General features: G+C 61.3%; 12 protein-coding genes. 10 read left to right on the top strand and 2 right to left on the bottom strand.

Annotated features, from left to right (window positions below; genetic code table 11):
* The first annotated feature begins 143 nt into the window (after positions 1-143).
* From AC3ZVB_RS12250 to AC3ZVB_RS12235, 4 genes are all read left to right on the top strand, one after another.
* Entirely contained in the window at positions 144-1,589 is a 1,446-nt protein-coding gene (locus AC3ZVB_RS12250) for a SulP family inorganic anion transporter (protein ID WP_490146638.1), read from the top strand.
* 320 nt (positions 1,590-1,909) lie between these two features.
* Positions 1,910-3,259, top strand: coding sequence for a GntT/GntP/DsdX family permease (locus AC3ZVB_RS12245; RefSeq protein ID WP_162437862.1), 1,350 nt, complete (start codon positions 1,910-1,912; stop codon positions 3,257-3,259).
* A gap of 15 nt (positions 3,260-3,274) precedes the next feature.
* Complete coding sequence (locus tag AC3ZVB_RS12240) at positions 3,275-4,135, top strand: MurR/RpiR family transcriptional regulator (protein WP_490146637.1); 861 nt, start codon at positions 3,275-3,277, stop codon at positions 4,133-4,135.
* Position 4,136: 1 nt separating this feature from the next.
* Positions 4,137-5,594 (top strand): N-acyl-D-amino-acid deacylase family protein, encoded by a 1,458-nt coding sequence (locus AC3ZVB_RS12235; protein ID WP_490146636.1) that lies wholly within the window; start codon positions 4,137-4,139, stop codon positions 5,592-5,594.
* 123 nt (positions 5,595-5,717) lie between these two features.
* On the opposite strand, the gene AC3ZVB_RS12230 is transcribed toward AC3ZVB_RS12235, so the two are convergent.
* Positions 5,718-6,053 carry a DUF6124 family protein gene (locus tag AC3ZVB_RS12230; protein WP_490146635.1) on the bottom strand — a complete coding sequence of 112 codons (336 nt, stop codon included), beginning with the start codon at positions 6,051-6,053 and terminating at the stop codon, positions 5,718-5,720.
* A gap of 504 nt (positions 6,054-6,557) precedes the next feature.
* On the bottom strand, positions 6,558-7,586 hold the full coding sequence (gliR, locus tag AC3ZVB_RS12225; RefSeq protein ID WP_162437866.1) for an AraC family transcriptional regulator GliR: 1,029 nt from the start codon (positions 7,584-7,586) through the stop codon (positions 6,558-6,560).
* 209 nt (positions 7,587-7,795) lie between these two features.
* On the opposite strand from gliR, the gene AC3ZVB_RS12220 reads away from it, so the two are divergent.
* The 6 genes from AC3ZVB_RS12220 to AC3ZVB_RS12195 all read left to right on the top strand — a co-directional run bounded on the left by AC3ZVB_RS12220 (position 7,796) and on the right by AC3ZVB_RS12195 (position 17,993).
* Entirely contained in the window at positions 7,796-9,391 is a 1,596-nt protein-coding gene (locus AC3ZVB_RS12220; RefSeq protein WP_490146634.1) for an FAD-binding oxidoreductase, read from the top strand.
* Positions 9,392-9,395: 4 nt separating this feature from the next.
* Entirely contained in the window at positions 9,396-11,000 is a 1,605-nt protein-coding gene (locus AC3ZVB_RS12215) for a glycerol-3-phosphate dehydrogenase/oxidase (protein ID WP_490146633.1), read from the top strand.
* 228 nt (positions 11,001-11,228) lie between these two features.
* On the top strand, positions 11,229-12,797 hold the full coding sequence (locus AC3ZVB_RS12210; RefSeq protein WP_490146632.1) for an FGGY-family carbohydrate kinase: 1,569 nt from the start codon (positions 11,229-11,231) through the stop codon (positions 12,795-12,797).
* A 318-nt stretch (positions 12,798-13,115) separates the two neighbouring features.
* Positions 13,116-14,405 (top strand): phospholipase, encoded by a 1,290-nt coding sequence (locus tag AC3ZVB_RS12205; RefSeq protein WP_490146631.1) that lies wholly within the window; start codon positions 13,116-13,118, stop codon positions 14,403-14,405.
* 55 nt (positions 14,406-14,460) lie between these two features.
* Positions 14,461-16,419, top strand: a complete 1,959-nt coding sequence (locus AC3ZVB_RS12200; RefSeq protein ID WP_490146630.1) for a DUF1302 domain-containing protein — start codon at positions 14,461-14,463, stop codon at positions 16,417-16,419.
* A 200-nt stretch (positions 16,420-16,619) separates the two neighbouring features.
* Positions 16,620-17,993 (top strand): DUF1329 domain-containing protein, encoded by a 1,374-nt coding sequence (locus tag AC3ZVB_RS12195; RefSeq protein WP_490146629.1) that lies wholly within the window; start codon positions 16,620-16,622, stop codon positions 17,991-17,993.
* The last annotated feature ends 47 nt before the right edge of the window (positions 17,994-18,040 follow it).

The following is an 18,040-nucleotide window of genomic DNA, read 5'->3' as shown; positions in this document are numbered from 1 at the left end:
TCGGCAGAGATCAAATGTGGGAGCCAGCCTGCTGGCGATGGCATTTTCAGCCTCCCCGCAACTGGCCGAATTGCCCCCAATTCCGTAACATCCCCACCCTCGTTTCCGGCCACGTCCTGCGGCCCGTACAGTCTGGGTAACCCATGAAACCACAACGTCTGCGCGCCGATGTCCTGGCCGGACTCACGACCTCGTTCGCCTTGCTGCCTGAATGCATCGCCTTCGCGCTGGTAGCCCATCTCAACCCATTGATGGGCCTGTATGGCGCGTTCATCATCTGCACCCTGACCGCACTGTTCGGCGGCCGCCCGGGCATGGTCTCCGGAGCCGCCGGATCGATGGCGGTGGTCATCGTCGCGCTGGTGGTGCAACACGGCGTGCAGTACTTGCTGGCGACCGTGCTGCTGGGGGGGCTGATCATGCTGGCCTTCGGTCTGCTCAAACTGGGCAAGCTGGTGCGCATGGTGCCGCACCCGGTGATGCTCGGCTTCGTCAACGGCCTGGCGATCATCATTGCCCTGGCGCAACTGGAGCATTTCAAGAGCGGTGAAGCCTGGCTGAGTGGCGCGCCGCTGTACCTGATGACCGGCCTGGTGGCTGCGACGATGGCGATCGTCTACCTGCTACCACGTCTGACCCGCAGCGTGCCGCCCGCGCTGGTGGCGATTCTCGGCGTGGGGCTTGCGGTTTATCTGCTGGGCCTGCCGACCCGCACCCTCGGCGACATGGCCCACATTGCCGGCGGCTTGCCGACCTTCGCGCTGCCTGACATTCCCTGGAATCTCGAGACCCTGCGCATCATCGCCCCTTACGCCCTATTGATGGTCATGGTGGGGCTGCTGGAAACCCTGCTGACACTGAATCTCACCGATGAAATCACCGAGAGCCGTGGCTACCCGGATCGGGAATGCGTGGCGCTGGGGGCGGCCAATATGGTCTCAGGGCTGTTTGGCGGCATGGGCGGTTGCGCGATGATCGGGCAGACCGTGATCAACCTCAGTTCCGGCGGACGTGGGCGGTTGTCCGGGGTGGTGGCCGGCGTACTGATTCTGTTGTTCATCCTGTTTTTGTCGCCGCTGATCGAGCGCATTCCGTTGGCCGCGCTGGTGGGCGTGATGTTTGTGGTGTCGCAGCAAACGTTCGCCTGGGCGTCGTTGCGGGTGCTGAACAAAGTGCCGCTGAACGACGTGCTGGTCATCGTCGCCGTGACGGTCATTACGGTGTTCACCGACCTTGCCACCGCCGTGCTCTGCGGCATCGTCATCGCAGCACTCAACTTCGCCTGGCAGCAGGCCCGCGAACTGTACGCCGACGCGCACATCGAGGCCGACGGCAGCAAGCTTTACCACCTGCACGGCACACTGTTCTTCGCCTCGACCACGCCCTTTCTCAATCAGTTCGATCCCGCCAATGACCCGGCCGTGGTGACGATCGATTGCCGTCACCTGAGATTCGTCGACTACTCGGCCATCGCCGCACTGAAAACCCTGCGGGAACGTTACGCCAAGGCCGGCAAACACCTGCGCGTGTTTCACCTCTCGGAACGCTGCAAGCAAATGCTCAAGCGCGAAGGTGCCGAGTTCGCCTGACACGAGAACGCCAAACATTACAGCAGACAGTCATCGCGAGCAGGCTCACTCCCACGATGGATCTCTGTCGAACACACAATCTGTGTCCACTGAAGATCCACTGTAGGAGTGAGCCTGCTCGCGATGAACGATGACGCGGTGACCCCTGTTACTGATGAAAATCCGCAGCGTCTATTTTCATTACCTGCGACGCCGCATGCCTCTAAACGACAATCCATATCCCTGAACGAAAATAAATTTCATGCGGTTTGAAAATCACGTCTCGAAATGATTTAAGAGTTTCACAACCCATTCGACGTGACCCTTTCGAGGAGTACCGCATGACACCGTCCTTCGGCTATTGGCTGCTGGTTTACGCCGCCATCGCCATCATCGCGCTGATCGTTCTGATCGCCCGTTACCGTCTTAATCCCTTCATCGTAATCACCTTGGTGTCTATCGGCCTGGCCTTGCTGGCCGGGATGCCACCTTCCGGTGTGGTCGGCGCTTACGAGGCCGGCGTCGGTAAAACCCTGGGGCACATCGCGCTCGTGGTCGCGCTGGGCACCATGCTCGGCAAAATGATGGCCGAGTCCGGCGGCGCCGAGCAGATGGCGCGCACGCTGATTGATCGATTTGGCGAGAAGAACGCGCACTGGGCGATGGTCTGCATTGCATTCCTGGTCGGACTGCCGCTGTTTTTCGAGGTCGGTTTTGTCTTGCTGGTGCCGATCGCCTTTACCGTAGCGCGGCGTGTGGGCGTGTCGATCCTGATGGTCGGCTTGCCGATGGTCGCCGGCTTGTCCGTGGTGCACGCCCTGGTGCCGCCGCACCCGGCCGCCATGTTGGCGGTACAGGCTTATCAGGCGTCCGTGGGGCAGACCTTGCTCTATGCGATTCTCATCGGTATTCCGACGGCGATTATCGCCGGTCCCCTGTACGCCAAATTCATTGTGCCGCGCATTCAACTGCCGGCGGATAATCCGCTGGAGCGCCAGTTCCTCGACCGCGAACCGCGGGACCGTCTGCCGGGTTTCGGCATCACCATGGCGACCATTTTGTTGCCGGTGGTCCTGATGCTGATCGGCGGCTGGGCGAACCTGATTTCAACGCCAGGCAGCGGCTTGAACCAGTTTCTGCTGTTCATCGGCAACTCGGTGATCGCCCTGCTGCTGGCGACCGTATTGAGTTTCTGGACCTTGGGCATCGCTCAGGGCTTCAGCCGCGAATCGATCCTCAAATTCACCAACGAATGCCTGGCACCCACCGCCAGCATCACCCTGCTGGTCGGCGCCGGTGGTGGCCTTAACCGGATTCTGGTGGACGCGGGCGTCACCGACCAAATCGTCGGCCTGGCCCAGGAGTTTCATCTGTCGCCACTGCTCATGGGCTGGTTGTTTGCAGCGCTGATGCGCATTGCCACGGGGTCGGCGACGGTGGCCATGACCACCGCTTCCGGCATCGTAGCCCCGGTGGCCATTGGTCTGGGATATCCCCATCCGGAGTTGTTGGTGCTGGCGACGGGCGCGGGGTCGGTTATCTTTTCCCACGTGAACGACGGCGGCTTCTGGTTGATCAAGGAATACTTCAACATGACCGTCGCCCAGACCTTCAAGACCTGGACCGTACTCGAGACCATCATCTCGGTGGTTGCTTTCGGTCTGACCGTGGGTCTTTCCTACCTGCTTTGACCGGAGCCGCCCGCCATGGACATCCTCTACCACATCCGAGCCCGTCAGGATTCCTTCAGCGCTGGCGAAGGACGCATCGCCCGGCTGATGCTCGATGACGTAGGGTTTGCCGCGTCCGCCAGCCTCGATGAACTGGCGCAACGCGCCGAAGTGAGCACCGCGACGCTGTCTCGTTTTGCCCGCACGGTGGGCTGTCGCGACCTGCGTGATTTGCGCCTGCAACTGGCCCAGGCCAGCGGTGTCGGCAGCCGTTTTCTCGACCCGGCGGGCACGCCAGAGCAGTCGGCGTTCTACGGGCAAATCGTCGGCGATATCGAGTCGACGCTGCGCCAGCACTTGTCGGCGTTCGACGAGTCGCGCTTCGCCGATGCGGTCAAGTTGCTCGGCCAGGCGCGGATGATTCACGCCTTCGGCATGGGCGGCTGTTCGACCTTGTGCTGTGACGAGTTGCAAGTTCGACTGGTGCGTTTCGGTTACCCGATCGCGGCGTGCCACGACCCGGTGATGATGCGCGTCACCGCCGCCAGCCTGGGTGCGGAACACACGGTTATCGCCTGCTCCCTGACCGGCATCACCCCCGAATTGCTTGAGGCCATTGAACTGGCGCGCAACTACGGCGCGCGGATTCTTGCCATCACCCGGGCCGACTCGCCGCTGGCGCAATTGGCCGATGTGGTGATACCGCTGCAAGGCGTTGAAACTTCATTCATCTACAAACCCACCGCAGCGCGCTTCGGCATGTTGCTCGCCATCGACGTGCTCGCCACCGAGGTGGCACTGGCCAATCCTGAAGACAATCAAGAGCGTCTGCGGCGGATCAAACTCGCCCTGGACGATTACCGCGGCGGCGATGACCATTTGCCGCTGGGAGACTGACATGAAGTACGACACGCTGATTCGCAACGCCCTGATCATCGACGGCAGCAACAGCCCTGGCTACACCGCCGACGTAGCGATTCTGAACGGGCGCATCGAGCGCATCGGTGACTTGCAACACGACTCGGCCAACGAAGAAATCGACGCGGCAGGTCGGGTGTTGGCCCCAGGATTCATCGACGTGCACACCCACGATGACACCGTGGTCATCCGCCAGCCGCAGATGCTGCCAAAACTCAGCCAGGGCGTGACCACGGTGATCGTCGGCAATTGCGGGATCAGCGCCTCGCCAGTGAGTTTGCGCGGCGATCCGCCCGATCCGATGAACCTGCTCGGCACCGCGTCAGCGTTTGTTTACCCGACATTTCGCGATTACCGCGCCGCCGTCGAAGCAGCGCAAACCACGCTGAACGTCGCCGCGCTGGTCGGCCACACGGCGTTGCGCAGCAACCACCTCGACGACCTGTTCCGCACCGCCACGCCGGATGAAATCAGCGCCATGCGCGAACAGCTGCGTGAAAGTCTGCAAGCCGGTGCCCTGGGTTTGTCCACCGGTCTGGCCTACGCCAGCGCCTTCTCGGCCTCCACCGATGAAGTGATGCAACTGGCCGAAGAACTGACCGCCTTCGGCGCCGTCTACACCACCCATTTGCGCAGCGAATTCGAACCGGTGCTGGACGCCATGGACGAGGCCTTCCAGATCGGCCGTCATGCAAAAACGCCCGTGATCATCTCCCACCTAAAATGCGCTGGCGCCGGCAACTGGGGACGCAGTCCGCAACTGTTGGCAGCGCTTGAAGAGGCGGCGAAGACTCACCCGGTGGGCTGCGATTGTTATCCCTATGCGGCCAGCTCTTCGACCCTGGACCTCAAGCAAGTCACCGACGCCCATCGCATCACCATCACTTGGTCGACGCCGCATCCGGAGCTGGGTGGTCGCGACCTGATGGACATCGCTGCCGACTGGGGTGTGCCACTGCTGGACGCCGCCCGCAAGTTGCAACCGGCGGGTGCGGTGTACTACGGAATGGACGAGGCCGATGTGCGCAGAATCCTCGCGCATCCGCTGTCGATGGTGGGCTCTGACGGATTGCCGGAAGACCCGTTTCCGCATCCGCGTTTGTGGGGCGCTTTTCCAAGGGTGCTTGGGCATTTCAGTCGCGACGTCGGTCTGTTCCCACTGCACACCGCCGTGCACAAAATGACCGGGCTGTCCGCCGCACGATTCGGCTTGAAGGAGCGGGGTGAAATCCGTGAAGGGCACTGGGCGGACCTGGTGTTGTTTGATCCCCTGACGGTTCGCGATGTCGCGGATTTCACTGATCCGCAACGCGCGGCGCAAGGGATCGACGGCGTGTGGGTCAACGGTGTGTTGAGCTATCGCGACGGCCAGGCGAATGGCCGTAGGGAAGGGCGGTTCTTGGCGCGGGAAGGAGACCTGCGGGTGGGTTTTAAATAAGCGCAGTGGAGTCAAAAGATCGCAGCGTGCCGCAGCTCCTACATTGACCGGGTCCAGCCGGTTGTCCACGATCCCCGTAGGAGCTGCGGCACGCTGCGATCTTTTGATCTTCTACTTACACTGTCATGCCGGCGATTCGATGCGATCCAGCACCCGATTCACCGCCAGCTCGCCCAGCATGATGACTTGCGCAATTCCCAACAGCGCATTACGCGACGTCCCCTCCAGATGATCCACCAGATCAGTGGCCATGACATTGGCCGACGCCAGCGACTCGCAGGCATAGGCCAGCAGGGTTTCGGTATCGGCCTCGGGATTGACCGTAAAGAGGGAGCAGAGTTTGTGTGGGGTGGCTTTGATGTCGGCGAACGAGGGTGTGTTGTTTGGAGTATCTGAGACGGGTTCGTCTGATGGTGCTGCCGGATCTGCGTCTGGCGGATTGGGGGTAACTTTGACCATGGGATCTTTCCTTTAGTAGGCCGCAACCGTCTCGCGACTAAACGAAAGGGAGGCGGCTGTGCGCAAGTTAGTCGACCGGTAAAGAACCCAAATCCGGCGCATCCGAAGACGCCTCGCGCACAGCCACCATCAAGTGCAGGTAGATGCCTGACTGATGAACGTGTGCAACCGTTGGGAACTATCCGGGCGACTAAACCCGATCACTGAAAATCAGTGACCCGAACCAAGTTACCGACCCACCCCAAGGCGCACAAGCCGGCGGATTCTGGCGTACCTGTAGGTATCCACGCAAGAAACTGTAGCTTTCAAGACGTGAAGCTGACACCGATTAAACAAGCCCCGCGCGCTCCAGAACACACATGCCCAACTGTGAGCGCGAGCCTGCTCGCGATGAGGCCCGAACACCCAACTCAATCAACCAGGCAAGCCACATAATGCTGACCCACACCCGGATTCATCCTACGTATCAAACGGAAAACTCCTGCCGTCCACTGCTTGAAAGTTTCAGTCATCAACCGCCACCCGATGAGTCTGCCGAAATTCCCCCGGCGGTATCCCGCGACGGCTCTTGAACGTGCGATGAAATGAGCGCGGTTCGGTAAACCCCAAGTACTGGGCAATGTCCTGAATCGGCAGGGCGCTATTGAGCAGGTAGTGCTCGGCCAGCTCCTGGCGCAAATCATCGAGGATCTGCTGGTACGACGTGCCCGCCTGATGCAGCTGGCGTTGCAGCGTGCGAACTGACACGGCGAACTGTTCAGCAACCTGTTCTTTGCGTGGCAGCCCTTCCTTGAGCAACTGGCGCAGGATGCTTTTGACGCGTTGCTCCAGCGACGCGTCTTCCAGCGTGGCCATCAACCCCTGCGCATGTTCTTCCAGGGTACGCAGCAATTGCGCATCGGCCTGGCGCAATGGCAGCTGTAAATAGGGCAACGGCACAATCAGCGCCGAATAGGGCTGCTCGAACAACACGGGGCAGTCGAAGAATTCCTCGTACTGCGCCAGCGTTGTGTCGTGGGGCTGTGAATGTTCAAGCCAGACAGCAGCCGGAGACAGCTGGGTATCGGCAATCCAGCGCGCATATTGCAGCCACGAACCGAGGACATTCTCCACCAGGTGCCGGCGGATTCGCGGGCGTTGATGGCGGCACGTCCAGATCAGGTGCACGTGTGGGTCTTGCACTTCGGCGCGGCTGACGCCCATGTCCCCCACCAGTTTCTCGAACGGCATGATGCGGCTCATGGCGTCGCCCAATGTCGCGCAATTCATGGTGATGTAGCCCAGTACGCTCCAGGAGTTGGGCAATACAAAACGCGCTGCATTGAGGCCGAACAGCGGGTCATTCGAGTGTTCACAGAAATAATCGAGCAACCGTTCATGGACCTCGCCCGGCAACCGCAGGCTGTTGTCGCTCAACTGGTGCGACTGCAACCCGGCGGCCGTCAGCGCAGGCTCAATGGCAACGCCCAGCTGCTCGGCGTAGCGCAGGTACTTGAGCAACGGGGGAACTGAAGTGAAGCCGAGGGATTGCATGATCGTGTTCCTTTGATCAAGGCCCGCTTGCGCGGATGAATGCCCTGAAAGGTAGTTTGAAACCACAGCTAAAGTAAATGACTTAAACCGGCGCGGGTTTGACTCAATTGGCTACTCGAACTGGCCGGATACGACCGTGACACTTTCCAGCGGCTGGCTAGTATGGGGGCCTGAAAGATCACTGATAAAAACGATAAAAGGACACACGCATGCGACGCTGGAACGGCTGGGGAGATGCAACCACGGTGGTCGAGCTGCCGGCTCAGGGCGCGGGATTTCTCGCCGAGCGAGTGGGTGCCGGTCGTGCATTGCCCGATGCAACGCTTGAGGCAGCACTGGCCAGGGTGCCGGTCTCGCGATTGGCGGCGCACGGGCTCTACAGCGTCGAACCGCATGATCGCCTGCTGCATGCCCGAGGCCAGAGCCTGCCGGACTGGCTGGCGTTGCGCGAAGGAGCACCGGGGATTTATCCCGACGCCGTGGCGTTCCCTGAAAGTGCCGAACAGATCCGCCAGTTGCTGACACTCGCCGAGACCCGGGACCTGTGCCTGATTCCTTATGGCGGGGGCACGTCGGTGGCCGGGCACATCAACCCTCCGAACTCCACGCGGCCCGTGGTTACGGTGTCCCTGGCCCGCATGAATCGCCTGACCGACCTTGATGAGCAGAGCTTGCTGGCCACCTTCGGTCCCGGCGCCAGTGGCCCGCAAGTGGAAAGCCAGCTTCGTGCCCGTGGTTATACCCTGGGGCATTTTCCGCAGTCGTGGGAGCTGTCGACATTAGGCGGTTGGGTCGCCAGCCGCTCCAGCGGCCAGCAATCGCTGCGCTATGGGCGAATCGAGCAACTGTTCGCCGGTGGCACCCTGGAAACGTTTTCCGGCCCCCTGGAAATCGCCACGTTTCCGGCCTCGGCTGCCGGTCCCGACATGCGCGAAGTGGTGCTGGGCAGTGAGGGTCGTTTCGGGATCATTTCCGAGGTCAAGGTGCGGGTCAGTGCGCTGCCCGCCGATGAGCGTTTCTACGGGGTGTTTTTGCCCGACTGGCCGCAGGCGCTGCAGGCGATCCGGCAGTTGGCCCAGGCGCGCGTTCCACTGTCGATGCTGCGCCTGTCCAATGCCGTGGAGACCGAAACCCAGCTGGCACTGGCCGGTCACCCTCAGCAAATTGCCTGGCTGGAAAAATATTTGGCCCTGCGTGGCGCCGCTGCAGGCAAATGCCTGCTGACGTTCGGCGTGACCGGCAATCGGCGGCAAAATGCGCTGTCCCTCACTCAGGCCCGACAGCACCTGAAAGCCTTCGGCGGGGTGTTCACGGGCACCTTGCTGGGCAAGAAGTGGGCGCAAAACCGTTTTCGTTTCCCGTACCTGCGCGAGAACCTGTGGAACGCCGGCTATGTGGTGGACACCCTGGAAACCGCTACCGACTGGAGCAATGTCGACAACCTGCTGAACCGTATCGAAACCAGCCTGCGCGATGCCCTGGCCGCTGAAGGCGAGCGTGTGCATGTGTTCACTCACCTGTCCCATGTCTACGGCGAAGGTTCGAGCATCTACACCACTTACGTGTTTCGCCCGGCGGCGGATTACCCGGCCACGCTTGCACGTTGGCAGGCGCTCAAACAGGCGGCCAGCCAGACGATCGTCGACAACCACGGCACCATCAGTCACCAGCATGGCGTGGGCAAGGACCACGCGCCGTATTTGCTGCGGGAGAAGGGTTTTCTGGCGATGGACACGTTGCAGGCCCTGAGTCGGCACTTCGATCCGGCCGGGCGGTTGAACCCTGGCACGCTGTTGCAGGAGTGACGGCATGAGCCATGACTGGAATGCCGCGTGGCGACAGCGCGTGCTGCCGACACTGGGGGATGAAACCTGGGACCTGATCGTCATCGGCGGTGGTATCAGCGGCGCCGGCATCCTGCGCGAGGCCGCACGCCGTGGCTGGCGTTGCCTGCTGCTGGAACAGCGCGATTTCGCCTGGGGCACTTCCAGCCGTTCTTCGAAAATGGTCCACGGCGGCTTGCGTTATATCGCCAAGGGGCAGTGGCGCCTGACCCGTGACTCGGTCCATGAACGCCAGCGCCTGCTCGACGAAGCGCCAGGACTGGTGGAGCCCATGAGTTTCATGATGCCGCATTACCGTGGCGGCTTTCCCGGGCCACGGGTGATGGGCGGTTTGTTGACCGTCTACGACGCACTGGCCGGGCGACGTGACCATCGTTTTCACAATGCGCAACAGCTGCGTTATCTGGCGCCGGGTGTGAGGGAAGATGGCCTGTTGGGCGGCACCTGTTTCGTCGATGCCCTCACCGATGACGCGCGTTTGGTGATGCGTGTCCTGAGCGAGGCCCGGGCCGATGGCGCTACGGTGATTAACGGCCTGCGGGTGCAGCAGGTTGTACGTGAGGAAGGGCGGGTGTGCGGGGTTCAGGTCGAGGATTGTGAAGGCGGCGGATCGATGCAGCTGCGTTGTCGCGTCTTGGCTGTGGCGACGGGCGCCTGGGCCGAACGTCTTCGCCCATCCGACGTCCCTCGCCAGTTGCGTCCGTTGCGCGGCAGCCATGTGTTGCTGCCGGGCTGGCGCTTGCCGGTGGCTCAGGCGTTTACCTTTTTGCACGACAGCGACCGTCGCCCCGTGTTTGTTTTTCCTTGGGAAGGCGCCACGGTGGTGGGCACCACGGACCTGGACCATCACGAAGACCTGGACCAGAGCGCGAGCATCAGCGCTGAGGAACTCGACTACCTGCTGGCCGCCTGCACACAACAGTTTCCACAGGCCCAAGTGATCGCCACCGATGTGCTGTCGACCTGGTCGGGCGTGCGCCCGGTGGTGGGCAGCGCCGCAGGTGAGCGCCAAGGCAAACCCTCGAATGAAACCCGCGAGCATGTGCTGTGGCAGGAGCCCGGTTGCGTGACGCTGGCCGGTGGCAAGTTGACGACCTTTCGCCCGCAGGCCATCGAAGTGCTCAAGGCGTGCGCGTTGATGCTCGAACGACCTTTCGAAGATGACGGCGCACCGGTGTTCGCCGCCGTCCCTGACCTGTTGATTCCGGGGCTCAGTGGCAGCCAGTGGCGACGCCTGGCCGGGCGTCATGGTCGTGACCTGCCGAGGCTTGCGCGACTCATCGAAGCGTTGGGTCATGACACCGTTGGCGCGACGGACACCTTGTGGGCTGAACTGGCCTTTGCCTGTGACACAGAGATGATTTTGCACCTGGATGACCTGCTGTTGCGTCGTACCCGCCTGGGCCTTTTGCTGGCCCGAGGCGGCGAAGATTTCATGCCCGCCATTCGCCACCTCTGCCAGCCCCGGTTGGGCTGGGACGATGAGCGATGGCATCAGGAGGAACAGCGCTACCAGACGTTGTGGCAACGCCATCACGGCTTGCCCGGCACCCCGTTGTTGAACCAATAGGACCACTGCATCTGTTGCGCTGACACTCCCGAACACCTGTAGCCGCTGAGGAGCGAAGCGAGGCTGCGTTCGGCTGCGAAGCAGTCGTCAAATGTTGGATGGCGAGGACGTTGTCCTCGAACGCAGCCTCGCTTCGCTCCTCAGCTGCTACAGGTTCAACGGCTGCCCTCAACTGCAACCCCAGCATTTCAGGAACGTGCGTCACCCATGCCCATTGAAGAGAGCTCCATGGATAACCACTCGAACAAGCGTTACCTGCTGGCCATCGACAATGGAACCCAAAGCGTGCGCGCGTTGCTGTTCGATCTTCAGGGCAATCTGCTGGGCAAAGGCAAGGTCGAGCTGCAAGCCTATTACTCCACGCAACCCGGCTGGGCTGAACAGGACCCGGATTATTATTGGGCGAAATTGGGGGAGGCGTGCCAGCAGGTGTGGGCGCAAACCGGGATCGATCGCACACAGATTGCCGGCGTATCCCTGACCACCCAGCGCGGCACGCTGATCAACGTCGACGCCGAGGGCAAAGCGTTGCGCCCGGCCATCCTGTGGCTCGACCAACGTCAGACCGAGGTCGAAGGCGGCATCAAAGGCCCTTGGGGCTGGTTGTTCAAATTGGTCGGCGCCCAAGCCACTGTGGATTATTTTCGCGCCCAGGCCGAGGCTAACTGGATTGCTCGCCACCAGCCTGATGTGTGGGCAGCGACCGACAAATTCCTGCTGCTCTCGGGGTTTCTCACCCATCGATTGTGCGGACGCTTTGTCGATTCGGTGGGCTGCTGCGTGGGCTATCTGCCTTTCGACTTCAAGCGCTTGCGCTGGGCCGCGCCCTCCGACTGGAAATGGCAGGCGCTGGCCGTGCGTCCCGAGCAACTGCCCACGCTGCTCAAACCTGGTGAGACCCTGGGCTACATCAGTGCCGAAGCGAGCCGTCACACCGGCATTCCCGAAGGACTGCCCTTGATTGCCGCCGGTGCCGACAAGGCGTGTGAGGTGTTGGGGGCCGGCGTGGTCGACACCAGCACGGTGTGCCTGTCCTACGGCACCACAGCCACAATCACCAGTACCCGGTCGCGCTATCTGGAAATCGTCCCGCTGATTCCTCCTTACCCGGCGGCGGTGCCGGATCAATACAACTGCGAGGTGATGATCTATCGCGGCTACTGGATGGTCAGTTGGTTCAAGAACGAATTTGGCCTGCGGGAAATGCAGCAGGCCAAAGAGCAGGGCGTGGAGCCGGAGCAACTGTTCGATGCCTTGGTCAACGCCGTGCCGCCGGGCTCCATGGGCCTGATGCTGCAACCCTACTGGTCGCCGGGCATCCGCGAGCCGGGTGTGGAAGCCAAAGGCGCGATGATCGGCTTCGGCGATGTGCATACCCGCGCGCACATTTATCGGGCGATCCTCGAAGGCCTGGCGTATGCCTTGCGTCAGGGCATGGAGAACATCGAGAAGCGCTCGAAGACTCCCATCAAGTGCTTGCGGATTGCCGGTGGCGGTTCGCAAAGCGATGCGGCCATGCAACTCACGGCAGACATTTTCGGCCTGCCGGCGGAGCGTCCGCATGTCTACGAAGCGTCCGGTCTTGGCGCCGCGATTTGCTGCGCCGTCGGCCTTGGCCTGCACGCCGATTTCCCTTCGGCGATCGCCGCGATGACCCGGGTCGGCGCGGTCTTCATGCCTCAGCCCGAAGCGCATCAGACCTACGAACGCCTGTACAAGGACGTGTATTTGCGCATGTACCGTCAGCTTAAACCCCTGTACCAGAGCATCCGGGAAATCACCGGCTATCCCGCCTGAAGTACCTGCCTGCACGCATCACCGAATACTGTGGGAGCCCATGTGGCGAGGGAGCTTGCTCCCGCTGGGTCGCGAAGCGGCCCCAAAAGCTTCGCGTCTGCTCCGCAGCCGAGCGGGAGTAAACTCCCTCGCCACATGGGCTTGCTTCCACAGGTGATCTGATTGTTTCCATGCATCATCGCCTTCGAAGGAAAGGTGGTTTTTTGCGCCTTAGGGCGTGGCGCTATCGGAGAGTTTTTTTGGCGAGATTGGACAGTGTCAGGGGTGGGGGCGGTTGTTAGGCTCAACCCACTGCACATCCAATAAGAATTAAAAGCGATGAAGCTGACATTTTTCCTGCTACTGCTGTGTGGAACGGCTCCGGCGGCTTGGGGTTGGTCCAATCACACGGTGGGCAGCTACCTGGCCTTGCAAGACCTGCCCGCTTTGCGCGAAGCACCCCAGGTGGACGTTGAAACCCTGGAACAGTTTCTCGCTCAACAATACGGCGCGGTAGCCGAGTTGCTGGAAGAACAGGAGCGCTTCGCCCGTCAGCACTTCGCTCAATACCCGCCACGCCCCGACAGCCTCAAGCTGCCCGCCGTGCCAGGGGACCATCTGCAACAGGCATTCCTCAACGCCCTGCGCATCAACCCGCAGATTCATCTGGCCATGGTCATTCAGCCGATGCCGGGCAAGGATTTGCCAGAACGCGAACACCTGAAAGCCGAGCAGGTGATGGTCGAGCAGACCCTCTCGCCCTGGAATCGCCAGCGTTTTATCCGCGTGGCACACGGCGAAAAAGTATCGGCCCTGGCGGTGCTGGCCAGTGCCGCCGACGAGCCGGATTACGGTCACGACATCAACCTGTTCAGTGATAACCCCGGTGAGGTCGCCGGGCGGTATGGCTTCGGCCCACAGCCTTTCGGTGATCCGCGTTTTCAATACAGTTCTCAGGCGCCCTTCCACATGGGCTTTTTCCATGAGAACCCGGTGGTGTACGCCGCCGCCGATTTCCTGCAGCGCAGCTGGCCGGACTGGCGTGCCTATCAGTACATGGGCCTGGCGCGCCTGGCGTTCGCCACGGGTCATCCGTATTGGGGTTATCGCTTTCTCGGCTGGGGCCTGCACCACATTCAGGACCTGACCCAGCCGTATCACGCCAAACCGCTGCCAGGCGTAGAGCTCGCCAGCATGCTGTTGATGGAAGGCAAAGCCCTGGCGGGTTTTGACAGCGACAAACACGCGGCCATCGAGCGCGTCGCCACCCGCCATATGGAAGTGGAAAAGTATCAGTCCGCCTGGCTCCGTCGTTTGCTGCGGGCCGGTCAGGCACACCCGATGCTGGAGGCCTACGTCAATCTCACAGAGGACGCCAGTTACCCGCCTTACTCGGTGGATTACTTGCGCGAGGTGGTCAGCGCACAGTCCGCTGAACAGTCCGCTGCGTTTGATGAGGCCATTGGGCAGTGGCTGGAAACAGCGCCGGTCACCACCGATTTCAGCGCCGGCAATCAGGTCCAGCGCGAAGACTACAACCATCCGGCTCTCAATCAGCAGCTGTTCAGGTTACTCGGGCATTTCGGTGCGCACAGCCGGATTTACGTCAGCGCGGGACTGGTGCCGTAGTCGTTGCGGCGTCGTTGTCCAGGCAAACAAAAACAAGATCAGGGAAGGGAGAAAGATGATGAGGACTCGACTGCGCCTGTCCGGCGCGGCAATACCCGGCGTGGGCCTGGCAGGACTGCTGCAATTGTGCACGGTCGAAGGAGTGCAGGCGGTGGAGTTCAGCGTGCTGGACCAGCAGGTCACCGGCTCGTTCGACAGTACCTTGTCTTACGGGCGCTTGTGGCGGGTGCAGGGGCGGGACAAGACCAATGATGACGTCAACACCAACGACGGCAATCGCAACTTCGATACCGGGCTGGTTTCCGAGGTGTACAAGATCACGTCGGAGCTGGAGGCCAACTACCAGAACTACGGGTTGTTCATGCGTGGCACGGCGTTTTACGACACCCAGCTGATGGATAAGCGCAACGATTATTACCGCAACAACAGCCCTTCGCAGCCGAGCCAGAGTTACCCGCAGGACAACCATTTCACCGACCAGACCCGCGACATCGCCGGTAACCGGATTGAGATGCTCGACGCCTACCTTTATGGCAATTGGGACGTAGCGTCGATGCCGGTCACGGCGCGGGTCGGGCGCCAGGTGTTCAACTGGGGCGAGGGCATTTTCTACCGCGGCGGGATCAACACCACGAACCCGGTGGACGCCGCCAAGTACCGCTTGCCGGGCGCCGAGGTCAAGGAAGTGCTGATACCGGTGGAAGCGCTCAGCTTCAACATCGGCCTGACCGATTCCCTGACGGTGGAAAGTTTTTACCAGACCAACTGGAAGGAGACACGCATCGATCCGGTCGGCACGTTCTATTCCCAGACCGACTTGTTCGCCGATGGCGGCAACACCGCTTACAACAACTTCACCGGCACCGCGCTGGACACACCGGTACCGGGCTTCGGCAATGTGATCGATCTGTACACCGCATTGGGCAACAACCCATTGCTTAACCAGGCCCTGAGCACGACTGGCCTGTACGCCAACGGCGTGACCCCGTCCTTCGGCAATACCCTCAAGGTCGCCTCGGTGGGCAAGGACTACAACGCCCGCAACGACGGCCAGTTCGGCTTTGCCTTTCGCTACATCGCGGAAGCACTCAACAGCACCGAGTTCGGTCTGTACATGGTCAATTACCACGCCAAGGAACCGACCATCTCCGCCGATCTGGGCGGTTATCAGGGGATCGACATGGCCGCCCTGACCAACCTGTTGTCCGGTGTCGCCGGCAGTCAGGCCGGGCAACTCGCCAACGGTCTGGCGACGGCGGATGTGCTGGGCAATATTCAGGCGCATCGCCGCTATGCCGAAGACATTCGCATGTATGGCTTCAGCTTCAACACCACGGTGGGTCAGGCGTCGGTGTTCGGTGAAGTGGCTTATCGGCCGAACCTGCCTATCGGTGTCGCGGCAACCAATGACCTGATCGGCGACCTGGCCAATGGCGCTGCTGCAGCGGCTGGTGGGCAGACCATCAACATTGGCGGGCAGATGGTCACGCTCGATAGCCAGATCAACAACGCGGAGCGGGTCGAGGCGTTCAACACCTCCCTGGGCACCATCTACAACTTCGGCCCGGGCCTGTCGTTCGACTCGATGTTCGGAGTGTTCGAACTGGCGTCCGAGCACCTGCGCGGCAGCAGCCTGCATTACACCGCGTATGACGGCAGCACTCGTTACTACGCGGGCACCGGTAACTATTCCTACGTGTCCGGCGGTGATCGTGGCGATCAGGTCAACCGCGATTCCTACAGCTATACCGCGATGGTCAACGGCACCTGGAACGATGTGTACGCCGGGGTCAACGTCTCTCCGTATGTCGTCTACAAGGACGACTTCAAGGGCAACAGTTATCAGGCGGGCAACACCATCGAGGGGCGCAAGGCTTACACCCTCGGGATCAAGGCCAACTACCAGAACAAGCTGGAAGCCGAGCTGCAGTACACCGAGTTCTACGGCGGTGGCCAGAACAACGGTATTCGCGACCGAGACAACGTCGGCTTCAACCTCAAGTACTTCCTGTAACGGCTGCACGCAAAACAAGTGTGGGAGCGGTCTTGTGTGGCGAGGGGATTTATCCCCGTTCGGCTGCGGAGCAGTCGCAAACATCTGATGCATTACGGAGTTTGGGGCCGCTACGCGACCCGACGGGGTGGTGCGGCATTCCGATAAATCCCCTCACCACAAAGGCTCGCTCCCACAGGTTTCCATTTCGGAGAACGTTCATGTTTCCTACGTCACGACTGATTAAAACCACACTGTCACTGGTCCTGAGTCTGGCGGCCGGCAGCGCGCTGGCGGCGATTACGCCCCAGGAAGCGCAGCAACTGAAAACCACGCTGACCCCGCTGGGCGCCGAACGCGTGGGCAACGCGGCCGGCACCATTCCGGCGTGGGACGGTGGCATTACCCAGGCGCCCAAGGGCTATACGCCTGGCAAGCATCACCTTGATCCGTATGCGACAGACAAGCCGTTGTTCACCATCACCAAGGCCAACCTGGAGCAATACAAAGCCCATCTCAGCGCTGGCCAGATTGCGCTGTTCAACAGTTACCCCGACACCTTCCAGATGCCGATCTACCCCTCTCGCCGTTCGGGCTCGGCGCCGCAGTGGCTGTACGACAACACGTTCAAGAATGCTACGTCGGCGAAGCTGCTCGACGGCGGCACCGGTTTTGCCGATGCCTATGGCGGCGTGCCGTTTCCGGTGCCCAAGGATGGGGTTGAAGCACTGTGGAACCACATCACCCGCTATCGCGGCATCTACGTGGTCCGCCGCGCGTCCGAAGCACCGGTGCAGCGCAATGGCAGCTTCGCGTTGGTGACCTCGCAGCAGGAAGCGCTGTTCAACTACTACCGTCCGGGCGGGCAATTTGCGGACCTGAAAAACATCCTCTTTTACTACCTGGCCTTTGTTAAGAGCCCGGCCCGTCTTGCCGGTGGTGCGGCGCTGATCCATGAGACCCTGGACCAGCTCAAGGACCCGCGTCAGGCCTGGATCTACGACGCCGGCCAACGCCGGGTGCGCCGTGCGCCGAACCTCGCGTATGACACGCCAATCGCCTCGTCCGACGGCCTGCGTACCGCCGACGATACCGACCTGTTCAACGGCTCGCCGGATCGCTACGACTGGAAGCTCAAGGGCAAACAAGAGATCTACATTCCCTACAACAGTTACAAGGTCGGCAGTCCTGATGTGAAATACGCGGAATTGCTGACACCCGGCCATCTCAACCCGAAATACACCCGTTACGAGCTGCATCGGGTCTGGGTGGTCGAAGGCACGCTCAAGCCCGGCTCGCGGCACATTTATTCCAAGCGTGTGTTGTTTCTGGACGAAGACAGCTGGGGCGCTGCCCTGGTGGATCAATACGACGGACGAGGGGAGTTGTGGCGGGTGTCGATGGGTTACCTGAAAAACTTCTACGACCTGCCGACCACCTGGAGTGCACTGGACGTGTTCCACGACTTGCAGGCGCGCCGCTACTACGTGCAGAACCTGGATAACGAAGAACCCGCCACCGTGGATTTCGCCCAGCCGATTCCGGAGGACGCGTATTTCATGCCGTCGGCGTTGCGCCAGCGCGGGACTCGCTAAAAGCAGACTGGCCGTTCGGGAGATTGTCCGATATTGGCAAGAGAGGG

The organism is Pseudomonas sp. MDV22-iso1 (genome assembly GCF_058145095.1).
This window is presented reverse-complemented; position numbering and strand designations above follow the sequence as displayed.